24 protein-coding genes are annotated in these 22,483 nt (G+C 64.5%); 14 read left to right on the top strand and 10 right to left on the bottom strand.

Going from position 1 to position 22,483, the window contains the following annotated elements:
* Window positions 1-58: 58 nt before the first annotated feature.
* Entirely contained in the window at window positions 59-268 is a 210-nt protein-coding gene (locus AC1DV8_RS13750; protein WP_477150624.1) for a hypothetical protein, read from the bottom strand.
* A gap of 150 nt (window positions 269-418) precedes the next feature.
* Between AC1DV8_RS13750 and AC1DV8_RS13755 the strand changes: the two genes are divergently transcribed.
* The 3 genes from AC1DV8_RS13755 (at window position 419) to AC1DV8_RS13765 (ending at window position 2,182) form a co-directional block, all read left to right on the top strand.
* Complete coding sequence (locus AC1DV8_RS13755; RefSeq protein ID WP_477157835.1) at window positions 419-961, top strand: DUF924 family protein; 543 nt, start codon at window positions 419-421, stop codon at window positions 959-961.
* 136 nt (window positions 962-1,097) lie between these two features.
* Window positions 1,098-1,454: a hypothetical protein gene (locus AC1DV8_RS13760; RefSeq protein ID WP_477150622.1), complete on the top strand. Its 357-nt coding sequence runs from the start codon at window positions 1,098-1,100 to the stop codon at window positions 1,452-1,454.
* Between the two features lie 101 nt (window positions 1,455-1,555).
* Window positions 1,556-2,182 carry a LysE family translocator gene (locus tag AC1DV8_RS13765; RefSeq protein WP_477157836.1) on the top strand — a complete coding sequence of 209 codons (627 nt, stop codon included), beginning with the start codon at window positions 1,556-1,558 and terminating at the stop codon, window positions 2,180-2,182.
* A gap of 13 nt (window positions 2,183-2,195) precedes the next feature.
* Here the strand turns inward: AC1DV8_RS13765 and AC1DV8_RS13770 are convergent, their stop codons facing one another.
* Complete coding sequence (locus AC1DV8_RS13770; RefSeq protein ID WP_477157837.1) at window positions 2,196-2,540, bottom strand: YciI family protein; 345 nt, start codon at window positions 2,538-2,540, stop codon at window positions 2,196-2,198.
* A gap of 250 nt (window positions 2,541-2,790) precedes the next feature.
* On the opposite strand from AC1DV8_RS13770, the gene AC1DV8_RS13775 reads away from it, so the two are divergent.
* Window positions 2,791-3,138 (top strand): DUF2200 domain-containing protein, encoded by a 348-nt coding sequence (locus tag AC1DV8_RS13775; protein ID WP_477157838.1) that lies wholly within the window; start codon window positions 2,791-2,793, stop codon window positions 3,136-3,138.
* A gap of 46 nt (window positions 3,139-3,184) precedes the next feature.
* Window positions 3,185-3,622 (top strand): VOC family protein, encoded by a 438-nt coding sequence (locus tag AC1DV8_RS13780; RefSeq protein ID WP_477157839.1) that lies wholly within the window; start codon window positions 3,185-3,187, stop codon window positions 3,620-3,622.
* Window positions 3,623-3,640: 18 nt separating this feature from the next.
* Here AC1DV8_RS13780 and AC1DV8_RS13785 read toward each other — a convergent pair whose 3' ends face one another.
* Window positions 3,641-3,940, bottom strand: a complete 300-nt coding sequence (locus AC1DV8_RS13785) for a hypothetical protein (RefSeq protein ID WP_477150618.1) — start codon at window positions 3,938-3,940, stop codon at window positions 3,641-3,643.
* Window positions 3,941-3,945: 5 nt separating this feature from the next.
* Entirely contained in the window at window positions 3,946-4,863 is a 918-nt protein-coding gene (locus AC1DV8_RS13790) for a sugar kinase (protein ID WP_477157840.1), read from the bottom strand.
* A gap of 199 nt (window positions 4,864-5,062) precedes the next feature.
* On the opposite strand from AC1DV8_RS13790, the gene AC1DV8_RS13795 reads away from it, so the two are divergent.
* Together AC1DV8_RS13795 and AC1DV8_RS13800 are read left to right on the top strand one after the other, a co-directional pair.
* Complete coding sequence (locus tag AC1DV8_RS13795) at window positions 5,063-6,526, top strand: mannitol dehydrogenase family protein (protein WP_477157846.1); 1,464 nt, start codon at window positions 5,063-5,065, stop codon at window positions 6,524-6,526.
* A 244-nt stretch (window positions 6,527-6,770) separates the two neighbouring features.
* On the top strand, window positions 6,771-7,109 hold the full coding sequence (locus AC1DV8_RS13800) for a hypothetical protein (RefSeq protein WP_477157841.1): 339 nt from the start codon (window positions 6,771-6,773) through the stop codon (window positions 7,107-7,109).
* A gap of 9 nt (window positions 7,110-7,118) precedes the next feature.
* On the opposite strand, the gene AC1DV8_RS13805 is transcribed toward AC1DV8_RS13800, so the two are convergent.
* The 6 genes from AC1DV8_RS13805 to ppk2 all read right to left on the bottom strand — a co-directional run bounded on the left by AC1DV8_RS13805 (window position 7,119) and on the right by ppk2 (window position 14,533).
* Window positions 7,119-8,273, bottom strand: a complete 1,155-nt coding sequence (locus tag AC1DV8_RS13805) for an iron-containing alcohol dehydrogenase (protein WP_477157847.1) — start codon at window positions 8,271-8,273, stop codon at window positions 7,119-7,121.
* A 5-nt stretch (window positions 8,274-8,278) separates the two neighbouring features.
* Entirely contained in the window at window positions 8,279-9,661 is a 1,383-nt protein-coding gene (locus tag AC1DV8_RS13810; protein ID WP_477157842.1) for an aldehyde dehydrogenase family protein, read from the bottom strand.
* A gap of 29 nt (window positions 9,662-9,690) precedes the next feature.
* On the bottom strand, window positions 9,691-11,058 hold the full coding sequence (locus AC1DV8_RS13815) for a glutamine synthetase family protein (protein ID WP_477150614.1): 1,368 nt from the start codon (window positions 11,056-11,058) through the stop codon (window positions 9,691-9,693).
* 75 nt (window positions 11,059-11,133) lie between these two features.
* On the bottom strand, window positions 11,134-12,705 hold the full coding sequence (locus AC1DV8_RS13820) for an amino acid permease (protein WP_477150613.1): 1,572 nt from the start codon (window positions 12,703-12,705) through the stop codon (window positions 11,134-11,136).
* A gap of 21 nt (window positions 12,706-12,726) precedes the next feature.
* Window positions 12,727-13,548 carry an N-formylglutamate amidohydrolase gene (locus tag AC1DV8_RS13825; protein WP_477150612.1) on the bottom strand — a complete coding sequence of 274 codons (822 nt, stop codon included), beginning with the start codon at window positions 13,546-13,548 and terminating at the stop codon, window positions 12,727-12,729.
* Window positions 13,549-13,675: 127 nt separating this feature from the next.
* Window positions 13,676-14,533 carry a polyphosphate kinase 2 gene (gene ppk2, locus AC1DV8_RS13830; RefSeq protein ID WP_477150611.1) on the bottom strand — a complete coding sequence of 286 codons (858 nt, stop codon included), beginning with the start codon at window positions 14,531-14,533 and terminating at the stop codon, window positions 13,676-13,678.
* A gap of 101 nt (window positions 14,534-14,634) precedes the next feature.
* On the opposite strand from ppk2, the gene AC1DV8_RS13835 reads away from it, so the two are divergent.
* The 7 genes from AC1DV8_RS13835 (at window position 14,635) to phoB (ending at window position 22,213) form a co-directional block, all read left to right on the top strand.
* The gene (locus AC1DV8_RS13835) at window positions 14,635-15,915 is read left to right on the top strand and encodes an ATP-binding protein (RefSeq protein ID WP_477150610.1); all 1,281 of its coding nucleotides are present in this window, start codon (window positions 14,635-14,637) and stop codon (window positions 15,913-15,915) included.
* Window positions 15,916-16,123: 208 nt separating this feature from the next.
* Window positions 16,124-17,146 carry a PstS family phosphate ABC transporter substrate-binding protein gene (locus AC1DV8_RS13840; protein ID WP_477157843.1) on the top strand — a complete coding sequence of 341 codons (1,023 nt, stop codon included), beginning with the start codon at window positions 16,124-16,126 and terminating at the stop codon, window positions 17,144-17,146.
* 22 nt (window positions 17,147-17,168) lie between these two features.
* The gene (gene pstC / locus AC1DV8_RS13845) at window positions 17,169-18,638 is read left to right on the top strand and encodes a phosphate ABC transporter permease subunit PstC (RefSeq protein ID WP_477157848.1); all 1,470 of its coding nucleotides are present in this window, start codon (window positions 17,169-17,171) and stop codon (window positions 18,636-18,638) included.
* On the top strand, window positions 18,635-19,954 hold the full coding sequence (pstA, locus tag AC1DV8_RS13850) for a phosphate ABC transporter permease PstA (RefSeq protein ID WP_477150608.1): 1,320 nt from the start codon (window positions 18,635-18,637) through the stop codon (window positions 19,952-19,954). Before pstC ends, pstA begins: the two co-directional genes overlap by 4 nt.
* A gap of 22 nt (window positions 19,955-19,976) precedes the next feature.
* Window positions 19,977-20,786, top strand: coding sequence for a phosphate ABC transporter ATP-binding protein PstB (pstB, locus tag AC1DV8_RS13855; RefSeq protein ID WP_477150607.1), 810 nt, complete (start codon window positions 19,977-19,979; stop codon window positions 20,784-20,786).
* A 20-nt stretch (window positions 20,787-20,806) separates the two neighbouring features.
* A complete protein-coding gene (phoU, locus tag AC1DV8_RS13860; protein WP_477150606.1) occupies window positions 20,807-21,502 on the top strand; it encodes a phosphate signaling complex protein PhoU in 696 nt (231 codons plus the stop codon).
* A gap of 9 nt (window positions 21,503-21,511) precedes the next feature.
* Window positions 21,512-22,213: a phosphate regulon transcriptional regulator PhoB gene (gene phoB / locus AC1DV8_RS13865; RefSeq protein ID WP_055047977.1), complete on the top strand. Its 702-nt coding sequence runs from the start codon at window positions 21,512-21,514 to the stop codon at window positions 22,211-22,213.
* The last annotated feature ends 270 nt before the right edge of the window (window positions 22,214-22,483 follow it).

The following is a 22,483-nucleotide window of genomic DNA, read 5'->3' on the forward strand; positions in this document are numbered from 1 at the left end:
GGGGGGCCACGGTCCGGCGGTTCCCGCCGAGACGCGAGATACGACCGCGCGCGCCCGGTCAGCTCCGGTTGATCATCCGGGGCGTCACATCGAGCTCGATCTCTTCCATCCCGAGGAGCCGCGCCACGACCTCCGGCGGGTCCTTCACCACATGCACGCCCGACACCGTGTCGATCTTGGTGTCGCGCAGCCCCTTCACCACGGCCACCACGTGCTCGGGGTTGACGTAGATGATGCCATCGGGCGTATCGAGCTTTACCAGCCGCATAGAAATCTCCTCAGTGCTGCCCCACATACTCCAGCGCCGTGCGGCCGGTGACATCATGCCCAATGCATGGACAATGAACTGTGAACCTCTTTCTTCACCTCCCCCTTCATTGGGGAGGGCGGGAGGGGGCCGTCTGCCAAGGATGACCGCATGACCAGCCCCGACGAAATCCTCAACTTCTGGTTCGTCGAGCACGGCGAGCCCGACTGGTTTGGCGGCAAGCCCGAGTTCGACGCGGTCCTCGCCAGCCGCTTCAGCGACACCTATGCCGCCGTCGCCCGCGGCGAAGCCGCCTGGTGGCGCCAGACCCCATCCGGCCGCCTCGCCGAGGTTATCGTGCTCGATCAGTTCTGCCGCCAGCTGCACCGCAAGCAGCCCGAAGCCTTCGCCTCCGACCCCATGGCGTTGCGCCTCGCGCAGGAAGCCGTGGCCACCGGCGACGACATGCGCGTCGAGCCGCGCCGTCGCACCTTCATCTACATGCCCTACATGCATTCCGAGGATCTCTCCGTGCACGACGAGGCCATCCGCCTGTTCGAGCGCCTCGGCGACGAAGGCACCCTCAAATACGAGATCCTCCACCGCGATTGCATCGCCCGCTTCGGCCGCTATCCCCGCCGCAACGCCGCCCTCGGCCGCACCTCCACCCCCGAGGAGATCGAGTACATCAACTCCGGCGACGGCATGTTCTGATCCTCGACGCAGCCTGCAATGTCATAATACGACTTATGAATATCCACTGAACCGACGGGTCCATATCGGTTCAGCCGGAGGCCGCTAGTCCTCTCTCACCCGCAGGCAACAGGTGCCTGCTTCATGGAGTGGACCAATGTTCGCACGTCTCAACAGCTTCGCCCGCCCGGCCTTCGCCGCCCTCGCCCTCTCGCTGGTCGCCGTCTCGGCGCCCTCGGCCATGGCCGGCGGGCTGCAGGAAAAACCCATCCTCCAGGAGCACGACGACTACGACGATTACGACTGCCAGAGCGTCAAGCAGGCGGTCCGTTACCTCAAGAAGCGCAACTACAAGATGATCGAAAAGCTCGAGAAGGAAGCGGAGGAGGGCATCTACCTGTTCTCCGCCAAGAAGAAGAACTCCGAGCACGTCTTCGTCCCCTACTACATCACCTACGACGCCTGCGATCGCGAGATCGTCAGCCGCACGCCGATCAAGGAAGAAAAGATGTAAGGGCCGCTGGCCACACTCAAGACCACCCCCACGCCCCGCCCGGCTTGACCCGGCGGGGCAACTCCCGTTCAACTCGCCCGGTTCAACCGCGCGAGGCCCCCATGGACCACTTCCTCCCCCTCTTCGCCATTCTGGGCGCGCTGCTGCTCGGCGCCATCAGCCCGGGTCCCAGCTTCGTCTTCGTCGTCCGTACCGCGGTCGCCCAGTCGCGCAACGAGGGTCTCGCGGCCGCGCTCGGCATGGGGGTAGGGGCCATGCTCTACGGCGCGCTCGCCGTGCTCGGCCTCCGCACCCTGATGGCCGATGGCGGCCTGCTCTTCACTGCGCTGAAAGTCGCCGGCGGGCTCTACCTGCTCTATCTCGCCTGGAAGATCTGGAGCCACGCCAAGGACCCCATCACCGTCGAAACCGGCGGCGCCGCCGCCGCCAACCCGCGCAAGGCCTTCACCTTCGGCCTGCTCACCCAGCTCTCTAATCCCAAGATCGTCGCCGTGTTCGGCGCCGTCTTCGCCGCGCTCCTCCCGGCCAACCCCGAGCCCTGGCTCTACTGGGCCCTGCCACCGCTGATCTTCCTGCAGGAAACCCTGTGGTACGCCATCGTCGCAGTGGCCTTCTCCGCATCGAGGCCCCGCGCCATCTACCTCAACGCCAAACTCTGGGTCGATCGCGCCGCCGCCGCCTTCATCGGCGTGCTCGGGGTGCGGCTGATCATCGAGTCACGCGTCTAGAACCCAGGCCGGGTCAGCCTCGCCCGAACTCGCGCACCTCGACCGGCGCCCGGCAGGCGATCGCGGCCTTGCGCCCCCACTCCAGCGCCGCGTCCTGGTCGGCGACTTCCAGCACCCAGAAACCGCCGACGTGCTCCTTGCTCTCGATATAGGGCCCGTCCGTGACGAGCACCTCCCCGGGCGCCCTCACCCGCAGCGATTTTGCGCTGCTGGGCGGCTCCAGCCCACCAACGAAAACCCTGACGCCGGCGGCGATCATTTCCTCGTTGAGCGCACTGATGTCAGCACGCGTCGCCGGGTCTTCGGCGGCCGAGTCGTAATCGTCGGGCAGGTGAATAGCGACCAGATACTGCGTCATGTCTGTCTCCTCGAACTCGCTTCGGGCAGGCCAATCGCCCTACGTTCACACACAGTCGAACGGCCGGGGTGAAATTCGACAGGTCCACGAAACTTCCCCGCCACGATTTCTTCCACCCCATCGACTGGGCAAATCTGGGTCAAGGGGGCACACTGCTGATGACGAACGGATATGAAGTATCCGCGGATCGCGGCAACACTCTATCGAGGGCACGGTCGGCTTGTTCGAGCTGGCGGCCCCTGGAGGCCCCATGAACCATCGCGTCTATGGCATCAGCGTCGCGAGCGTCTATCCGCTCTATATCGCCAAGGCCGAAAAGAAGGGGCGCACCAAGGCCGAGGTTGACCAGATCCTCTGCTGGCTGACCGGCCACACCCAGCAGACGCTGGAAAATGTGATGGCGAACGGGACGAACCTCGAAACCTTCTTCGCCTCGGCCCCGCAACTGAACCCCGCCCGCTCGCTGATCACCGGCGTCATCTGCGGCGTCCGCGTCGAAAACATCGAGGAGCCGACCATGCGCGAGATCCGCTACATGGACAAACTCATCGACGAGCTCGCCAAGGGCAAGGCGATGGAGAAGATCCTCAGGGCCTAGCTTCCCCCTGAACTTACGCCCAGACGACACCTCGGAGATCGGACCCATGGCGCTCAAACGGATGGACAACGTAGGCATCGTCGTCGATGACCTCGAAGCGACGATTGAGTTCTTTCGCGAGCTCGGCCTCGAGCTGGAAGGCCGGGCCACCATCGAGGGAGAATGGGCCGGACGTGTCACCGGACTGGGCGACCAGCACGTCGAGGTTGCCATGATGCGCACCCCGGACGGCCACAGCCGGCTCGAGCTATCCCGCTTTCTCAGGCCGCCTGTCGTCGCCGATCACCGCAACGCCCCGGTCAACGCCCTGGGCTATCTCCGCGTCATGTTCACCATCGATGACATCGACGGCACGCTCGAAAAGCTCCGAAAACGCGGCGCTGAGCTCGTCGGCGAAGTCGTCAACTACGAGGACGTCTATCGCCTCTGCTACATCCGCGGCCCCGGCGGGCTGCTCATCGGACTCGCTGAGGAACTTGGCTGAGCGCAGCGCCGATGCTCTCTACTTCAGCAGTTCTCTGGGCACCAGCAGCACCACAATCGAAAGCAGCAGGCTTCCGTTTGACCGCGGCAACCCTCCATCCGCCGTCTTGAACAGCGCATAGCCAATTGCAGCCCACAATGTAGCCATCAGGTACACTGTTGGCACCAGCACCAGCCAGAAGACGAACAACGGGTTTGAGCCCCCGGTTATCGCCATCGCGCCGAAGACGATCACAACGATGGTCAGAGTGACCAGGAATGGGCGCCATCCGTTGACGGTCAAATCCAGCAGGACGTCTTTCGAATAACCGCGCTCCACGATCCTTAAACCCCCCGCACCAACTCCGGCGCCACCAACGCGCCCTTGTGGCCGATCACCACGCCGGCCACCCGGTGCGCCCGTTCCGCCGCCTCCACCGGCGATAGTCCCCGCGCCCGTCCGCTCAGATACCCGCCATTGAACGAGTCCCCCGCGCCGGTCGCGTCCACCACCTTCTCGGCCTTGGGCGCCGCCACATACTGGCGCACTCCATCGGCCGTCGCGACGAAGGCCGGCTTCGAGCCATCCTTCGCCACCACTTCGCGCGCCCCGAGCGCCAGATAGCGCTCCGCCGTCGCCTCGGGCGAAGCGTCCCCGAACAGCGGCGCCTCGTCCGTATGCGTCGGCAGCACGATGTCGGCGATGGCCGCCGCCGCCGTGAGGGTCGAGGCCATGATCTTCGGCGAGGTCCACAGCGCCGGTCTGAGGTTCGTATCGAACACCACCGTCGCCCCGGCATCCCGCGCCTTGACGATCGTGCGCATCAGCTTGCCCCGCGCCCGCGGCGCGAGGATCGCCATCGAGATCCCGGAGAAATACACCGTCTCGGCCCCCACCACCGCCGCTTCCAGCGCCTCGACATCGTCGGCCAGCAGTTTCGCTGCCGATTGCCCGCGCCAATAGGTGAAGTGCCGGTCGCCCTTTTCCTGGTGGATCAAGTAGAGCCCCGGCCGCCGCCCAGCGATGGTCTGGATCCGCCCGGTTCCGATCCCGGCCTTGTCGATGAACGCCCGCATCTCAGCCGAATACAGGTCGTCGCCGAGGGCCGTCACATAGTCGACCTCCCAGCCCTCCGGCAGCAGCGCCTTGGCGTACCAGGCGGTGTTCAGCGTGTCGCCGGCATAGCCGAGGCGGTACATGCCCTCCTCGCCGCCCGACATCTCGATCATCGCCTCGCCGATGCTCACGAACCGCTTCGTCACGCTCATTTCCCCTCAACTGCCCGATGCTTATGCCGGGGATATTTTGCCCACGCAACCGCCTGGTATGGCAGTCTCGGACGAGCTTCGATATGGAGAGGGCACCCTCTTGATCCTCCCCCGCGTGGCGGGGGAGGGGGACCGGCGAAGCCGGTGGAGGGGGCCGCGATCTTCAGGGGAACTCCACATGCCACGCCTATCCATGTCCGAACTCCATTCAGACACCCTTCATCTCCGTGGCATTCCCGCGATCAAATACGACAGGTCCGCTGTCACACCCGGCATCGTCCACCTCGGCATCGGCGCCTTCCACCGCGCTCACATGGCCGCCTATGTCGATGATCTGCTGGCGCAAAACCCCAGCTGGGGCATCATAGGCGCCTCGCTCCGCCGCCCCGATACGCGCGACGCATTGGCCCCGCAGGATTTCCTCTACACCCTCGCCATCCGCGACGCCTCGGGCACCAAGCCGCGCATCATCGGCTCCATCCTCGATGTGCTCGATGCCAACACCCAGCGGGCGCAACTCATTGAAACCATGGCGGATCCGGCGATCCGCATCGTCTCGCTCACCGTCACCGAGAAGGGCTATTGCCACGATCCCTCGACCGGCGAGCTCGACCAGAACCACCCCGATATCGTCCACGACCTGGCCCATCCCAACGAGCCGGTCAGCGCCCCCGGCATCATCGTCGCCGCCCTGGCGCTCCGCCACAAGCGCGGACTTGTCCCCTTCACCGTCATGAGCTGCGATAATCTGCCCTCGAACGGCAAGACCGCCGGCCGCATCGTGCGCCGGTTCGCCGAATTGAGAGGGGTGGGTACGGACGTTACGAATTACGTCCAAACCGTAAGTTTCCCGTCGACCATGATCGACCGGATCGTGCCGGCCACCACCGACGCCGACCGCGATATCGTCGCTGAAATCACCGGCCTCGACGACGCCTGGCCGATCATGACCGAGCCCTTCACCCAGTGGGTGATCGAGGACGATTTCCCCGCCGGCCGCCCGCCCTTCGAAGCGGTCGGTGCCGAGCTGGTCGAAGACGTCGAGCCCTTCGAGCTGATGAAGCTGCGGATGCTCAACGGCAGCCACTCAACCATGGCCTATCTCGGCTATCTCTCGGGCTATCAATACGTCAACGAAGCCATCGCCGACGCCGGAATTCACAAGCTGATTCATGGGCTTATGACTGAAGAGGCGATGCCGACCCTGCCCATGTCCCGCGCCACCCTCGAAGCCTACCGCGACCAGCTCCTCGCCCGCTTCGCCAACCCCGCCCTCAAGCACCGCACCTGGCAGATCGCCATGGACGGCACCCAGAAACTCCCCCAGCGCCTCCTCGGCACCATCCGCGACCGCCTCAAGGCTGCGCAGCCGTTCCCTCGCCTCGCGCTGGGCGTCGCCGCCTGGATGCGTTACGTCACCGGCATCGACGAAGCCGGCCAACCCATTGATGTCAAAGACCCATTGGCCGCGAGACTGCGCGCCATAGCCGATGCGGCAGGGCGCGATCCCGTAAAGCTCGTAGACGGCCTCCTCGATGTCACGGAAGTCTTCAGCGCCGACCTCCCCGCCGTCGCCGTCTTCCGCGACGTCGTCAGCAACCACCTGAAATCGCTAATGGAAAACGGCGCCGCCGAGACGGTACGGCGGATCTCGTAGCCCCTCCACCCACAGGCCGTCGTCCCGGCGAAAGCCGGGACCCACTGCTCGGAAGGTCGGGTAGGCAAGCGCCCATCCGGTCCTTCACTCAAGGTCGCACCTGGCGGCGCCTCCTACCGCTACCGATGGACCGGCTGCAACAATAGCGGCAGGTATCCTCAAACACTGACCTGGAACTGGCCGATCAATATTGACGAGCCGTCAGTTTTGATGCTCTCTGCCCCCGAGTTTGGGGGAGCACAGAGTGCGTAAGCTATTGATTGGCATCGTCATCGCGGTGCTGTGTTGCGGAACTGCGAGCGCGGCAGGTGTGGCTGGAGTCCGTTGTGAAGACCCGCGGGTCATCGACTTCATCAAGACCAACCTCAAGGGCATGAAGTCCGAAGACGGAGAGCATCTCTCGAAGTATCTGGGCGACAACTCCAAGCTCACTGCGACGACTGTTTCGGCGCAGAGCAACGGGTTTATCTGCAAGATCAACCTCAGCGTCGCATTCGCCGGGAGCACCCAGAAGATCAGGGGGCAGTTCGTCTACCGTGAGTTTTCCGGCAAGCGAGCAAGCGTGAAGTTCATCCCCTTTTAGAACGGGCGCCTAAACCCGCCCGTCCATCGCCCGATCAAAAATCTCCAGCGCCAGCTTCTTGGTCAGCTCCACCGGATTGCCTCCCGCCGTCGGGTCGACGATCGCCATATCCGCGATCAACTCCCGCTTCGTCCCGTCCACCTTGAAGTCCCGCAACGTATTGGGAACATTGAGCTTCGAGCGAAGCCCGTTGATCGCCCTGAGGAAGGAGTCGAAGTTCGGCTGCATCCCGCAATACGCCGCGAGCCGCGCGATCTTCGCCTCGATCGCGTCGCGGTTGGCCGCCAGCACATAGGGCATGAACACCGCGTTGGTCATGCCATGGTGCGTGTCATACAGCGCCCCCACAGGGTGGCTGAGCGAATGGATGGCGCCGAGCCCCTTCTGGAACGCCGTGGCGCCCATCGCCGCGGCACTCATCAGGTGGCCGCGCGCCTCGATATCGTTGGGGTTGTCGACCACCTTGGGCAGGTTCTCGAGCGCCAGCCGCACTCCTTCCACGGCGATGCCGTCGGCCAGCGGATGATACCCCTTGGCGCAATAGGCTTCGAGGCAATGCGCCAGCGCATCGAATCCTGTCCCCACCGTGATGAACGTGGGCATGCCGACCGTAAGCTCCGGATCGGCAATGACAATCTTCGGCATCATCAGCGGATGGAAGATCACCTTCTTGGTGTGCGTCGTCTCGTCGGTGATCACCCCGGCGCGGCCCACTTCCGAGCCCGTGCCCGCCGTCGTCGGCACCGCCACGATCGGGAATATCCCCTTGGGGTCGGCGCGGGTCCACCAGTCGCCGATATCCTCGAAGTCCCACATCGGCCGGGTCTGGCCGGCCATGAAGGCGATCACCTTGCCGACATCCAGCCCCGAGCCGCCGCCGAACGCGATCACCCCGTCATGCCCGCCCTTGCGCAGCACCTCGATGCCGGCGTTCACGTTGGCCGAGATCGGATTGGGCTTCACATCGGCGAATACGCCCACCTCGAAGCCGGCTTCCTTCAGCAATTTCAACGTGTTCTGCGTCACCGGCAAATTCACCAGCCCCGCATCGGTCACCAGCAACGGCCGCGCGATCCCCGCCGCCTTCAGCGCCTCCGGCAACTCCGCGATCCGGCCGGCACCGAAGCGGACAGCGGTCGGATAATTCCAGTTGGCCTTGGTCATGACGCTCACACTACCTTCAAATGATAAGACTTCGGCTGCGTCAGGTTCGCATAGCCGATCTCGCTCAGGGCGCCGCCCTTGCCGGTTTCCTTGACCCCGGTCCACACCAGCGCCGGGTCGAGATAGTCGCAGCGGTTGGCGAACACCGTGCCGGTCTCGACTTTCGATCCGATCTTCGCCGCCGCCTCGAGGTCCTCCGTCCAGATCGAGGCCGTCAGCCCGTACGGGCTATCGTTCATCAGCTCGATCGCCTCGGCGTCGTCGCGTACCTTCATGATGCCGACCACCGGGCCGAAGCTCTCCTCGCGCATCACAGCCATCTGGTGGTTGACGTTGGTCAGCACCTCCGGCGCGAGGTAGGGCGAGCTTTCCTCGTCGAGGTCGTGCTTCGAATTGAGGTGCGCCTTGGCGCCCTTGCGCAGCGCCTCCAGGGTCTGCCCGCGCACCAGGTCGGCGAAGCGCGGCGTCGCCATCGGCCCGACCATGGTGTCGGCATCGAGCGGGTTACCCAGCGTCCAACCCCTTGCGTTCTCGACGAAATCCTTGACGAACCGGTCATACACCCCGGCGTGGACATAGATCCGCTCCACCCCGCAGCAGCTCTGCCCCGAGTTGAAGAACGACCCGTCGACGAGGTTCTCCACCGCGTGCGTCAGGTTGGCGTCCTCCCGCACATAGGCCGGGTCCTTGCCGCCCAGTTCCAGCCCCAGCGTCGCGAACGTACCCGCAGCCGCCCTCTCGATCCGCCGCCCGCCTTCCACCGAGCCGGTGAAGTTGACGTGGTCGATCTTGCCCGAGCCGATCAGCTTTTCGGTGTCGGCATGGTTCAGCACCAGGTTCTGGAACAACCCGTCCGGCATCCCCGCCGCCGCAAACGCCTCGGCAAACCGCTCGCCCACCAGCAGCGTCTGCGACGCGTGCTTGAGGATCACCGCGTTCCCCGCCATCAGCGCCGGCACGATCGTGTTGACCGCCGTGAGGTACGGATAGTTCCACGGCGCGATCACCATCACCGTACCCAGCGGCTCGCGCGAAATCCAGCGCTGGAACCCCGGCTTGTCCGGCCGCATCGAGGGCTTGAGGCTCTCCTCGGCGATGCCGATCATATGGCGCGAGCGCTCCTCGACGCCGCGCTTCTCGCCGCCATAGCGCACCGGCCGGCCCATCTGCCACGCCAGCTCCGGCACGATCTCGTCGTTCTTCGCCAAGAGCGCATCGAGGAAGTGCTCGAGGAACTTCACCCGCTCCTTGACCGTCACCTCACCCCAGACCTCACGCGCCCGCCAGGTCTTTGCCACCGCCGCATCGATCTCGGCGCCCGTGGCCACCTTCCGCTCGGCATAAACCCGCCCGTCAATGGGCGAGACGATCTGGACCCTGTCGGTCATCTGTCACCTGTGTCGTTGTGCCCGGAGTTCTAGCTGCGCTCGAACCCGCGCTTCAACTCCCAATCGGTGACTCGCCGATCATACTCGAACTGCTCCCAGTTACCGGTATGCACATAATGCCCGATCACCGGCTCGCCGAACGCTTCGCGCAGCATCTTCGAGTTCTGCATCGCGGCGATCGCGTCGCGCAGCGTCTTGTGCACCTCGCGCAGCTTCTCGCCCACATAGGCGTCGCCGGTGAAGGCCGGCTCCAGCGTCAGCTTGTCCTCGACCCCCTTCAGCCCCGCCGCGATCAGCGCCGCATAGGCGAGATAGGGGTTGAGGTCGGCCCCGCCGATCCGGCACTCGACGCGCACGCCTTTGGTGTTCTCGCCGCATAGCCGGAACCCGGCCGTGCGGTTGTCGGATGACCAGATCGCCTTGGTCGGCGCGAACGTCCCGACCTGGAAGCGCTTGTAGGAGTTGATGTAGGGCGCGAGGAAATAGGTGATGTCGCCCGCGTAAGTCAGCAGCCCCTGCATGAAATGCTTCATCAGCTCGGACATGCCGAGCCCGTCCTTGCTATCGATGAAGGCGTTCTTGCCGCCCTTGGCGAGGCTCATGTGGATGTGGCTCGATGACCCCGCGAGCCCAAAATCCCACTTCGCCATGAAGGTCACGGCCTTGCCCTGGAAGTGGGCGATCTCCTTGATGGCGTTCTTCATCACCACATGCCGGTCCGCCATGGTCAGCGCGTCGGCATATTTGACGTTGATCTCTTCCTGCCCCGGGCCCCACTCGCCCTTCGAGTTCTCCACCGGGATGCCGGAGGCCTGCAATTGCTTGCGCACCGCGCGCATCACCCCTTCTTCCTTGGTGGTCTGGAAGATGTGGTAGTCCTCGATGTAGTAGCCGGCGGTGGTGAGGTTCTTGTAGCCCTTGTCCCAGGCCGACCTGAAGCCCTCGTCGAACAGGTAGAACTCCAGCTCCGAGGCAAAATTCGCCGTCAGCCCGAGCTTCTCCAGTCGCTTGAGCTGCGCCTTGAGGATAGCGCGCGGCGAATGCGGGATCGGCTCGTGATGATGGTGGTCGACGAGGTCGGCGAGGATGATCGCCGTGCCCTCCAGCCAGGCCGCCTTCATCAGCGTCGTGATATCCGGCTTCATGACGAAATCGCCATAGCCCTTGGCCCAGTTCGCCGCCTCGTAGCCGGGCACCGGCTCCATATCCATGTCGTTGGCCAGCAAATAGTCGCAGCCATGCGTCTCGTCGATGGCGCCCTCGAGGAAGAACTCGGCCTGGAAGCGCTTGCCGATCAGCCGGCCCTGCATGTCGGGAAACGCCACCAGCACGGTGTCGATGATGCCGGCTTTGACGTCGGCCTTCAGTTGATCGAGCGTATAGGTGGCTTGCGCCATGTGGAAACTCCCGGCACGCGTTGTTGTGGTTTTGGGAAGCCGCGGGCACCAGACCCGCGGCCTCGGTTTCTTCGATTATTCGGCCGGCGCAGCGTCGCTGGCGGTGCCGTTGCCCTCGCCGAACTTGGCTTCGATCGCCGCGATTTCGGCCTGCCGCTGCTTGATTGCGTCGCCGATCGGCGGCCCCTTGAAGCGCTTGTTCTCGAACGCGAACCAGAGGATCGCCGCGAGGACGAGGAAGGCCAGCGTGATCCACAGCACGTTGCCGTTCGGCGGCTGCACCGCGATGAACACGATGAGGATCATCCCCAGCACCGACAGCACGGCGAACAGCTTGTAGAGCCCGATCCCCATGTCCCAGGGGCCCATCTTCGGCCATTTGTCCGTCCCGATGGCGAAAAAGCCCAGCGCGATCGGCACCGTGAACGACAGGAACAGGAAGATCAGCGTGGCGTTGACCACGATGGTGTAGATGTTGGTCCCGCCGATCGACACGGTCTGCGCCATCCACACGAACAGGATCTCGAGGATGGCGCCGGTCCAGATCGCCGCCACCGGCGTCCGGAACCGCTTGCTCACCGAGGCGAGCGTCTTCGAGCCAACCGGCAAGCCGCCGTCACGCGAGAAGGCGTAGATCATGCGCGATGTAGACGTCACCGTCGCCAGGCCGCACAGCAGCTGGGCGATGAGGATCAACAGGTAGAGGATGTTGACCAGCCAGCCCGGCATGATCGCCGTCATCGTGGCAAAGAACACGCTCCAGCCCTGCGACGCCCCGACCGCCAGGTCGGGGATGGCAATGACGATGGCGCTCAGCAGCACCCAGCCGGCGAGCGAGGAAATCACCACCGACTGGACGATTGCTTTCGGTACCGACCGCGAGGCCTGCACCGTCTCTTCCGACGTGTGCGCCGAAGCGTCATAGCCGGTGATGGTGTAGATCGGCAGCAGCAGGCAGAGCGCGAACAGGTAGATCATGTTGTCGCTCTGCGGGAACACGTTGCCGCCCGCTTCACCGGAGTAGTTGGTGAAGGTCCACAGCCGGGTGAAATCGTGGCTCGGCGCAAAGATCAGCAGCAAGACGATCAGCGCGGCGGTGGTGCCGAGGATGATATAGCCCGAGACGTCCGTCAGCTTGGCGGTCAGCCCGATCCCCAGGTGGTTGATCAGCGCCTGCACCACAGTGATGCCGGCAACCAGCAGCACGATCTGTTCCGGCGTCCCGGTGATCCCGAACCACGAGCCGAAGGTCCCGACGAAGAAGAACGCCGTGCCGATATTGATGGCGCCCATCACGGTGATGAGGCCCAACAGGTTCAGCCACGCTGTAACCCAGCCGGTGAAGCGGTTCCCCAGGATCGAGCCCCAGTGATACAGCCCGCCGGCCGTGGGATAGGCCGATGCGATCTGTGCCATGGCGAGCGCGAAGAAACCCGAGACGCAGCAACCAACGATCCAGCCGATGCCTGCGCCGGCACCGCCGATCGAAGACGTCGCCTGCGCGAACGAGTTGATGCCGCCAGATAGAATGCAGATGATCGAGAACGAAATCGCGAAGTTCGAGAACCCGCTCATGCGTCGTGATAGCTCCTGGGCGTAGCCCATGGAGTGGAGGACTTTTACGTCCTCGTGGTGTTCGGTCGACATGCTAACCCCTTCCTATTGCCCTCATGCCCTCATGGAATGGTCGTCGCGGTGTGCCGGCGCCCCGCCACGCGCCCCAAGCGCGGCGGTGAGGCACCGGGCCAGCCGGGCGGCCCACAGGCTCACCCCTTCTGGTTCGAGAATTTCGTCGTGCCGGATCTCGATCATCGTCGCTTCGAGCCCGCGCCCGTCGCCGTGATGTTCCAGCGTGTAGGTGACGCCGTTGAGCGCCGAGTAAGGCTGGTTCCAGCCGATGTTGAGCCCCGCATCGTCATCGGCCAATGCGTCACGCAGCGCCGCCGTGAAGCGTTCGTCGCGTGCATGGATCAGCCCTATCGGCCATGGCCGCGGCACGTCCTTGTAGACCGGTGTGAACGAGTGGACGGTGACCAGCAGCGTCTCGATGCCGGCGGCGCGGCGCGTCTCCAGCACCGACTCGAGGGCATCGTGAAACGGCGCATGGAAGGCGCCGATCCGCTCCGCCCGCTCGTTGTCGCCGATGCCCTTGTTGCCGGGAATATCGGTCCGCTCCGAAACTACCGGGATCAGGTCGGGCGCGTCGTGATCGCGGTTGCAGTCGATCACCAGCCGGCTGACAGTCGAGGCGACGAGCGGCGCGTCCAGCAGTTCCGACAGCTCCAGCGCCACGGCGAATGCGCCGGGGTCCCACGCCACATGCATCAGCCGCTGGTGCGGCGTCAGGCCGAGATCACCGTAGCGGTCGGGAAAGCGGTTTGAGGCATGATCACAGGCCAGCACGAAGGGTGCCCGCCCCTCGGCGTTGAATACCAGCACTGGCGGAATGACGCTTGCCTCGTGGCGCGCGTCGGCCTCATGGCCCACCATACTGACCCCTGTAGGGCGTATCGGGCACCAGGCCCATCGCCCTTGCTGTTCGCTCCGCCCGAGGCCCTCCCGTGCGGATCGTTAACAGCCAGTTGACGGGTTTTTGACCGTCTGGTCAATCCACCCGCTACATCTCGCTGTGGGTCTTCATGAAGCGGGCCGCATCGAGCACGATCTTGTCGTCGATTGCCCCGATCAGGGCCTCGTCCTTGCCCTCGTAGTCGAGGCTGTGCAGCACCGAGCGGATGATCGCGAGCTGCCCTCGCTTCTTGTCGTTGTTGAACACGATGTGCCAGGGCGCATGCTCGGTCTCGCTCGCCTCCAGCATGCGGTTGCGCGCGTTGGTGTAGTCGTCGAAGCGCTTGAGCGCCTCGATGTCCACGGGGCTTAGCTTCCAGATCTTCAACGGGTCATGCCGCCGATCATGAAACCGCTTGAGTTGCATTTCCCGCCCGATCGTCAGCCAGAATTTGTGCAGGTGGATGCCCTCTCGGACCAGCATCCTCTCGAAGGCCGGCACTTCGTGGAGGAACTTCTGCGTCTCCTCAGGGGTGCAGAACCCCATCACCGGCTCCACACCGGCCCGGTTGTACCAACTGCGGTCGAACAACACCTGCTCTCCAGCCGCCGGCAGCCAGTCGACATAGCGCTGGAAGTACCATTGAGTCTTCTCACGGTCGGAGGGCTTGGGCAGCGCCACGTCCATGTTCCAGCGCGGATTGAGGTTTTCGAGGTACGCCGAGATCGCGCCGCCCTTGCCTGCCGCGTCCCGTCCTTCGAACAGGATGACGATGCGCTTGCCGGTCTTTTGCTGGTCGTGCTGCAACAGCGCCAGTTGCCGCTGCACCTGCAGCATTTCCGCCTCGAACAGGTCGGGGTCCATTTTCTCGTCATATGGAAAGCCGCCGGACTCGAGCGCCTTCTTCTTGATCGAGCGCGGCAACACCGGGTCTTCGAGGTCGAAGCCTTCAATTGTATCGGACATGAACGAACTCCGGGACCTGTCATTACGGTGTCACAACCGTGCTATGAACACCCCCATCTGGCAAGCCGGGGAGAATCGTTCCGGCGCCGAAGGAAGTCTCGATGGCTGATGAAGCGCAGCGCGGAGTGACCGGTTCGAACTGGATCGAGACGATCAGGTCGCGTCTTTACGGTCGCCTGCTGATGCTGCTCGCCATGGGGCTGGTGTTCATGACGCTGGCCGGTCTCAACGTCCTCGATCCCTGGATCGGCATCATTGCCTACGCCGTGATTGTCGCCGTCGCTGCCCTCGTTCCCGAAACCAGTGAGTCCACAGTCGGCGTCGTCCCCGGCGCCAACACGAGCGAGCTGGCCTTTGCCGACGCCGTCCGCCATTTCGCCGATGCGCTTCCCGACCCCTCGATCGTCATCGATCGCCGCAGTGTGATCGTCCATATCAACCCGCACGCGATGCGGCACTTCCCCGGCGTCGTCGCCGGCAGCCCGATCGCCTTCACGCTGCGCTTCCCCCAGTTGCTTTCGGCCATCGAGGCGGCGCGGCTTGGCCCTGCCCAGACCATCGAGTTGCACCAGACCGTCCCCACCGAGACCTGGTACAAGGCGACCGTCGCGCCGCTGGCGCCTGGTGATCTGCTCAATGACGGCGTGCTCGTCATCACCCTGCAAAGCCTCACCGAGTCCAAGCGCCTCGACTCGCTGCGCACCGATTTCATCGCCAATGCCAGCCACGAACTGCGCACCCCGCTGACCTCGCTCGTCGGTTTCATCGATACGCTGCTCGGCCCTGCCGCCAACGACAAGGAAGCCCGCGAGCGCTTCCTCGGCCTGATGCGCGGCCAGGCAGCCCGCATGGCCAAGCTGATCGAGGACCTGCTGTCGCTGAGCCGCATCGAGATGCGCCAGCACATGCGTCCCACTACGCCGATCGAACTGGGCACCCTGTTGCGCGAAGTCGCCGAAGGCCTCCACAAGCTGGCCGAGGATTCCAGCACCACGATCAACGTCCAGGTTCCAAATGAGCCCGTGGTCATCAGTGGCGATCGCGACGAGCTGTACGAGGTGTTCGAGAACCTCATCGACAACGCCATCAAGTATGGCGCCGACGGCGACACCATCGACATCACGCTGTCCGCAGACGCCGGCCGGCGCGGTTTCGATGCCATGGTCTCGGTGGTCGATCACGGCATCGGCGTCGCCGCCGAGCACGTGCCGCGCCTGACCGAGCGCTTCTACCGCGTCGACGCCGACAGTAGCCGCAAGAAGAAGGGCACGGGCCTCGGCCTCGCCATCGTCAAGCACATCGTCACCCGCCATCACGGTCTGCTCTCGATCAAGAGCCAGCCGGGGCAGGGGACCCGCGTGGAAGTCCTTCTCCGAAAATGACAATCGTGGCCGTTTCCACAGGCCGAACCCTGATCTGCGACGAATAGCTATTACGGATCAGTCGCTTAACCTGTCACAGAAATGCAATCCGATTGTCATAAAACGTTGGGGCAACACCCCTAGGTTCCGCCCTTGCAGACAGGGCGGCCGGAGGAACCGGGCCGTCGACGGGCCTGATGGGCCAATCCTTCCGAAAGGGAACAACATCATGAAGATTGCAGTTTTCGCGAGCGCCGCGGTTATCGCGCTTGCCGCCGGCGCAGGTGCCGCAGCGGCGCGCGACCAGATTCAGGTCGCCGGTTCGTCCACCGTTCTCCCCTATGCCAAGATCGTCGCCGAGTCGTTCGGCGAGGCCTTCCCCGACTTCAAGACCCCGGTCGTTGAGTCCGGTGGTTCGGGCGCTGGCATCAAGCAGTTCTGCGAAGGCGTCGGCGAAGACAAGATCGACATCGCGAACTCCTCGCGTCCGATCAAGGCCGAAGAGCTCGAGACCTGCAAGGCCAACGGCGTCGCCGACGTCGAGGAAGTCAAGATCGGCTACGACGGCATCGTGTTCGCCACCGACATCGCCGGCCCGGATTTCGCCATCCAGCCCGTCGACATCTACAAGGCTCTCGCCGCCCAGGTCGTCGTTGACGGCAAGCTCGTCGACAACCCCTACACCAAGTGGTCCGAAGTGAACGCGGCGTTCCCCGAGTGGGATATCGCTGCCTACATCCCGGGCGAAAAGCACGGCACCCGCGAAGTGTTCGAGACCAAGCTCCTCGCCGCTGGCTGTGACAAGGACGCGCTGGCCGCTGCCGGCGTCGCCGAAGCAGACGTCGCCAAGGCCTGTATCGCCATCCGCAAGGACGGCAAGGCCGTGGACATCGACGGCGACTACACCGAGACCCTGGCTCGCATCGACTCGAACAAGACCGGTCTGGGCGTGTTCGGCCTCTCGTTCTACGAGAACAATGCCGACAAGCTGAAGGTCGCGACCGTCGGCGGGATCGTCCCCTCGACCGCCACCATCGCTGACGGCACCTACCCGGTCTCGCGTCCGCTGTTCTTCTACGTCAAGAAGGCACACATCGGCGTCATCCCGGGCCTCAAGGAATATGTCGACTTCTTCATCTCGGACGACATGATCGGGCCGGACTCGCCGCTCGCTCAGTACGGCCTCGTCGCGGCTCCCGATGCCGAGCGCGAAGAAATCCGCGCCAAGTTCGAAGCCGGTACGGCTCTCTAAGTGACTATCGGCGCGGGGCKCTCTGCCCCGCGCCGTCTCCCGCCCCATCGTTCTGGCTATTGGTGCCGTCTCCTATTTCTTCGCCGCTCAGCGCGCCCGCGTGCAGCGCGACGGCACGGATCGGGCCAAGGAAGTTCCCCATTCCCTGCCGACCTATCACGGCTGGCTCGCCTTCATCTTCGCGGTCGTTCCGGCTCTGCTCGTCTTCCTCGTCGTAAGCTCGGTTTCCTCCGGCCTGCTCGAGAGCCGTATCCGCACCGAAGTCGCGACCCACGTTCCGGATCCTGCCGCTGCCAGCCTCCAGATCGGCATCGTCCACAACACCGCCAACGCGCTGGGCCGGCTTGGCCTCGCGGGCGAAAATGTCCCGACCTCCTACGCCGCTCTACGCGACATGGCCTCCTCGGCCGGCATCACCATGGCCGATAGTGGCGAGGACTACATGGTCTCGCTCGCGGCCGGCGTGAATGCCGATGCCGGCGTCCACAAGCTCATAGGCCAGGGCCTGACGCTGCTGATCTCGCTCGCCGGCGCCGCCTTCGCCTACTCCCGCATCCGGCTGCGCCTCAGGGCCCGCAACGAGGTCGAGCGGGTTGTGCTCTGGTCCCTGCTCGGCGCCTCCACGGTCGCCATCCTCACCACCGTCGGCATCATCCTGTCGATGCTGGGCGAGACGATCCACTTCTTCTCCGACATCAATCCGCTGACCTTCTTCTTCGGCACCGTCTGGGACCCGCGCTTCGCTGCGGCCGGCTCGGGTGGCGCGGAAGGCCAGTTCGGCCTCATCCCGCTGCTGATGGGCACGCTCTACATTGCGCTCGTCTCGATGCTGTTCGCCGTCCCCGTGGGGCTCATGGCCGCAGTCTACATGGGCGAATATGCCTCGAACCGGGTCCGCTCGACGGTCAAGCCGCTGCTCGAACTGCTCGCCGGCATCCCCACCATCGTCTACGGCATCTTCGCCGTCGTAACCCTCGGGCCCTTCTTCCGCGATCTCTCGATGGCGCTCTCCGGCGGCTTCGCCTTCATCCAGGCCCAGTCGGTGTTCACCGCCGGCCTCGTCATGGGCGTGATGCTGATCCCGGTGGTCTCTTCGCTCTCCGACGACGTGATCACCGCCGTCCCCCGCGCCATGCGTGATGGCTCGCTAGCGCTCGGCGCCACCCGGTCCGAGACCATCCGCAAGGTGATCCTTCCCGCAGCGCTCCCTGGCATCGTCGGCGCACTGCTGCTCACGGCCTCGCGTGCCATCGGCGAAACCATGATCGTGGTGCTTGCCGCAGGTGTGGCCGCCCGCATCAACTTCAATCCGTTCGAGGCGATGACCACCATCACGGTCAAGATCGTCAACCAGCTGACCGGCGATCTCGAGTTCAACTCGCCACAGACCCTGGTCGCCTTCGCGCTGGGCCTAACCCTCTTCGCCGTCACCCTCGGCATGAACGTCTATGCGCTCTATATCGTGCGCAAGTACCGGGAGCAGTATGAATGACCGACGCTGCCTTGCCCCGCGCAAGCCTTGAGGCTGCCACCACGTCACGCCGTGATTTCGGCCTGAAGCGCCGCCACGCCGCCGAGTTCCGCTTCCGTCTCTACGGCATCCTCGCGATCGTCATCGGCCTAGGATTCCTCGCGATCCTGCTCTTCTCGATCTTTAGCAAGGGCTACACGGCCTTCGTCCAGACCACGATCACCGTGCCGGTGGAGTTCACGGCGTCGATCATCGACAAGAACGACAAGCGCGCCACCGATCCCAAGGTCCTGGTCTCGGCAAACTATCCCGTTATCGCCCGCAACGCCGTGGCCAAGGCCCTAGGCGTCTCCCTCGACGACAAGGCGGCGATGCGTCAGATCGCCGAGTTCGTCTCGGAAGGCTCGCGCGCCAATCTGCGCGAAGTCGTCATGGCCGATCCCTCGGTCGTCGGCACCACTCGCAGCGTTGCGCTGCTGGCCGCCGCCGATATCGACAGCGCCAACAAGGGCCAGATCGATCTCAATGTTCCCGAGGCCAAGCGCAAGGTTTCCGACCAGCAGGTCGCCTGGCTCAACCAGCTCAAGCAGCAGGGCGCCATCTCGACCCCCTTCAACTGGGGCCTGCTCACGTTCGGCGCCTCCAGCCGCCCGGAGACATCCGGCCTCAGCGTGGCGCTGATCGGCTCGCTCTACATGATGCTGATCGTGCTCTGCTGCGCGCTCCCCATCGGCGTTGCCGCCTCGATCTATCTCGAGGAATTCGCCAAGAAGAACCGCTTCACCGATTTCATCGAGGTGAACATCAACAACCTCGCGGCCGTGCCCTCGATCGTCTTCGGCCTCCTCGGTCTCGCGGTGTTCATCAACTTCTTCGGCCTGCCGCGTTCGGCGCCGATCGTCGGTGGCCTCGTCCTCACCCTGATGACGCTCCCCACCATCATCATCGCCACCCGCGCCGCGCTCCGCTCGGTGCCGCCTTCGATCCGCTCCGCCGCCCTCGGCATCGGCGCATCGAAGATGCAGATGGTGTTCGATCACGTGCTGCCGCTCGCCACTCCGGGCATCCTCACCGGCACCATCATCGGCCTGGCTCGTGCGCTCGGCGAAACCGCGCCGCTGCTGCTCATCGGCATGGTCGCCTTCGTCGCCGACAGCCCGACCACACCGCTCGATCCTGCCACGGCCCTGCCGGTGCAGATCTACATGTGGGCCAACGAAGCCGAGCGCGCCTTTGTCGAGCGCACCTCGGGCGCCATCATCGTGCTGCTCGTCTTCCTCGCCCTGATGAACCTTGCCGCCATTCTCCTCCGCCGCCGCTTCGAGCGCCGCTGGTAACCCCCTGACCTGGATGACCGACATGTCCCTCGAATCCGTTGCGACTACCGCCGCTCCCGTCTCGCGCCCCAACGCCCCGCCCAAGATGACGGGCGAGGATGTCTGCGTGTTCTACGGAGCCAAGCAGGCCCTGTTCGACGTCAACCTGAAGATCGAGCAGTTCAACGTCACCTCGCTGATCGGCCCCTCGGGTTGCGGCAAGTCGACGTTCCTGCGCTCGCTCAACCGCATGAACGACACCATCGATGGCTGCCGCGTCACCGGCAAGATCAACCTCGACGAGGACGATATCTACGATCCCTCGATCGACGTGGTCGAGCTGCGCGCCCGCGTCGGCATGGTGTTCCAGAAGCCCAATCCGTTCCCCAAGTCGATCTACGAAAACGTCGCCTACGGCCCCAAGATTCACGGCCTCGCCCGCAACAAGGGCGACCTCGACGAGATCGTACACTCGTCGCTGCGCCGCGCCGGCCTCTGGAACGAAGTAAAGGATCGTCTGCAGGAGCCGGGCACCGGCCTTTCCGGTGGCCAGCAGCAGCGCCTCTGCATTGCCCGCGCCATCGCCACCAAGCCTGAAGTGCTGCTGATGGATGAGCCGTGCTCGGCCCTCGATCCGATCGCCACCGCGGTCATTGAAGAGCTCATTGACGAACTGCGTGAGAACTTCACCATCGTCATCGTCACCCACTCCATGCAGCAGGCCGCCCGCGTCAGCCAGAAGACCGCGTTCTTCCACCTCGGTAAGCTTATCGAGGAAGGCAAGACCGAGGACATCTTCACCAATCCGCGGAACAAGCAGACGCAGGACTACATCACCGGCCGTATCGGCTGATCGCAGAGGAATTCGAGAGAATGGCATCGCTCAACGAGCACATCGTTTCCTCCTACGAGGACGAACTCACCAACCTCAACAAGTCCATTTCCGAGATGGGTGGCATGGTCGAGCAGGCCATCACCGAGGCCGCCGTCGCGCTGCTGAAGCTCGACCACAAGCAGGCCCAGGACGTTCGCCTGTTCGACAAGAAGATCGACGAGATGCAGCAGAACATCAACGACGCTGCCGTCTCGATCATCGCCCGCCGCCAGCCGATGGCCGCCGACCTCCGCATGGTCGTCACCGCTATCCAGGTCGCCAACGATCTCGAGCGCACTGGCGATATGGCCAAGCAGTTGGCCAAGCGCGCCATGCAGATCGAAGCACTCGGCCTCGCGCCGAAATTCTACAACGGCGTCAAGCACATGAAAGAGCTGGTCGCCCGCCAGCTGAAGAGCGCCATCGATGCCTATCTTAGCCGCGACTCTGCCGCGGCCGTCGAAGTGTGCAATCGCGACGACGAGGTCGACGCGATGTACAACTCGCTGTTCCGCGAACTCCTCACCTACATGATGGAAGACCCGCGCAACATCACGCAGTGCACGCATCTGCTGTTCTGCACCAAGAGCCTCGAACGCGTCGGCGACCACGCCACCAACATCGCCGAAGCCGCGTACTACCTCGAAACCGGTCGCCATCTCGGCGCCGAGGAACAGCAGCGCCAGCAGCGCTAGGGTGATCCGATGTCCGCTACCATCTTGATCGTCGAGGACGAAGCCGATCTGGCCGTCCTGCTGCGCTACAACCTCGAGGCCGAAGGCTTCCGGGTCGCCACGGCCGCCTCGGGCGACGAGGCGGTGGAGCGCATCCGTGACGGCGTCCCCGACCTGATCCTGCTCGACTGGATGCTGCCGGGCCTCAGCGGCATCGAACTCTGCCGCCGCTGGCGTTCCCGCGAGGAAACGGCGCGCACCCCGATCATCATGATCACCGCGCGCGGCGAGGAAGAAGAACGCGTCCGCGGCCTCGCCACCGGCGCCGACGATTACGTCGTAAAACCCTTCTCGATCCCTGAGCTCCTCGCCCGCATCAACGCGCTGCTCCGCCGCTCCAGCCCGCAGCTGGTCACCGCCGTGCTGAAGGCCGGCGACCTCGAGCTCGACCGCACCAGTCACCGCGTCCGCCGCGGCGGCCGCGAAGTCCACCTCGGCCCCACCGAGTACCGCCTGCTCGAATACCTGATGCGCCACCCCGGCCGGGTCTATTCCCGCGAGCAATTGCTCGACGGCGTCTGGGGCAACGACGTCTATGTCGACGAACGTACCGTCGACGTCCACGTCGGCCGCCTCCGCAAAGCCATCAACCGCCACCGCGACGCCGACCCCATCCGCACCGTCCGCGGCGCCGGCTACGCCTTCGACGAACGCTTCGCCGCCGTAAGCTGAGATCTCTCCCTGATCCTCCCCCGCGTGGCGGGAGAGGGGGACCATGCAAAGCATGGTGGAGGGGGCGTACAAGCCACGACGGTGGGGGGCTCGATGGTGCCCCAAACTCGATGCGGCACCTCCCCCTCTGACGGGGGAGGATGGGAGGGGGTGAGCGGAGCCACAATCACGAGGCCGGGCAAGGCGTTGCGAGAATCTTGCACGATTCTATCCCCCTCACTCCCACCCATGCGATTCTCCCCCCATCCGCTGCACCGAAGCGAGATCATG

Source organism: Devosia sp. P3_B2 (genome assembly GCF_056402875.1).

Coding starts and splice junctions, on each gene's coding strand:
- AC1DV8_RS13760 (WP_477150622.1), top strand. CDS start 1,098: ATGTTCGCACGTCTCAACAGCTTCGCCCGCCCGGCCTTCGCCGCCCTC.
- AC1DV8_RS13780 (WP_477157839.1), top strand. CDS start 3,185: ATGGCGCTCAAACGGATGGACAACGTAGGCATCGTCGTCGATGACCTC.
- AC1DV8_RS13825 (WP_477150612.1), bottom strand. CDS start 13,548: ATGGTGGGCCATGAGGCCGACGCGCGCCACGAGGCAAGCGTCATTCCG.
- AC1DV8_RS13805 (WP_477157847.1), bottom strand. CDS start 8,273: ATGACCAAGGCCAACTGGAATTATCCGACCGCTGTCCGCTTCGGTGCC.
- AC1DV8_RS13770 (WP_477157837.1), bottom strand. CDS start 2,540: ATGACGCAGTATCTGGTCGCTATTCACCTGCCCGACGATTACGACTCG.
- pstB (WP_477150607.1), top strand. CDS start 19,977: ATGTCCCTCGAATCCGTTGCGACTACCGCCGCTCCCGTCTCGCGCCCC.
- AC1DV8_RS13810 (WP_477157842.1), bottom strand. CDS start 9,661: ATGACCGACAGGGTCCAGATCGTCTCGCCCATTGACGGGCGGGTTTAT.
- AC1DV8_RS13840 (WP_477157843.1), top strand. CDS start 16,124: ATGAAGATTGCAGTTTTCGCGAGCGCCGCGGTTATCGCGCTTGCCGCC.
- AC1DV8_RS13755 (WP_477157835.1), top strand. CDS start 419: ATGACCAGCCCCGACGAAATCCTCAACTTCTGGTTCGTCGAGCACGGC.
- AC1DV8_RS13815 (WP_477150614.1), bottom strand. CDS start 11,058: ATGGCGCAAGCCACCTATACGCTCGATCAACTGAAGGCCGACGTCAAA.
- pstA (WP_477150608.1), top strand. CDS start 18,635: ATGACCGACGCTGCCTTGCCCCGCGCAAGCCTTGAGGCTGCCACCACG.
- AC1DV8_RS13750 (WP_477150624.1), bottom strand. CDS start 268: ATGCGGCTGGTAAAGCTCGATACGCCCGATGGCATCATCTACGTCAAC.
- phoB (WP_055047977.1), top strand. CDS start 21,512: ATGTCCGCTACCATCTTGATCGTCGAGGACGAAGCCGATCTGGCCGTC.
- phoU (WP_477150606.1), top strand. CDS start 20,807: ATGGCATCGCTCAACGAGCACATCGTTTCCTCCTACGAGGACGAACTC.
- AC1DV8_RS13835 (WP_477150610.1), top strand. CDS start 14,635: ATGGCTGATGAAGCGCAGCGCGGAGTGACCGGTTCGAACTGGATCGAG.
- AC1DV8_RS13765 (WP_477157836.1), top strand. CDS start 1,556: ATGGACCACTTCCTCCCCCTCTTCGCCATTCTGGGCGCGCTGCTGCTC.
- ppk2 (WP_477150611.1), bottom strand. CDS start 14,533: ATGTCCGATACAATTGAAGGCTTCGACCTCGAAGACCCGGTGTTGCCG.
- AC1DV8_RS13795 (WP_477157846.1), top strand. CDS start 5,063: ATGTCCGAACTCCATTCAGACACCCTTCATCTCCGTGGCATTCCCGCG.
- AC1DV8_RS13820 (WP_477150613.1), bottom strand. CDS start 12,705: ATGTCGACCGAACACCACGAGGACGTAAAAGTCCTCCACTCCATGGGC.
- AC1DV8_RS13775 (WP_477157838.1), top strand. CDS start 2,791: ATGAACCATCGCGTCTATGGCATCAGCGTCGCGAGCGTCTATCCGCTC.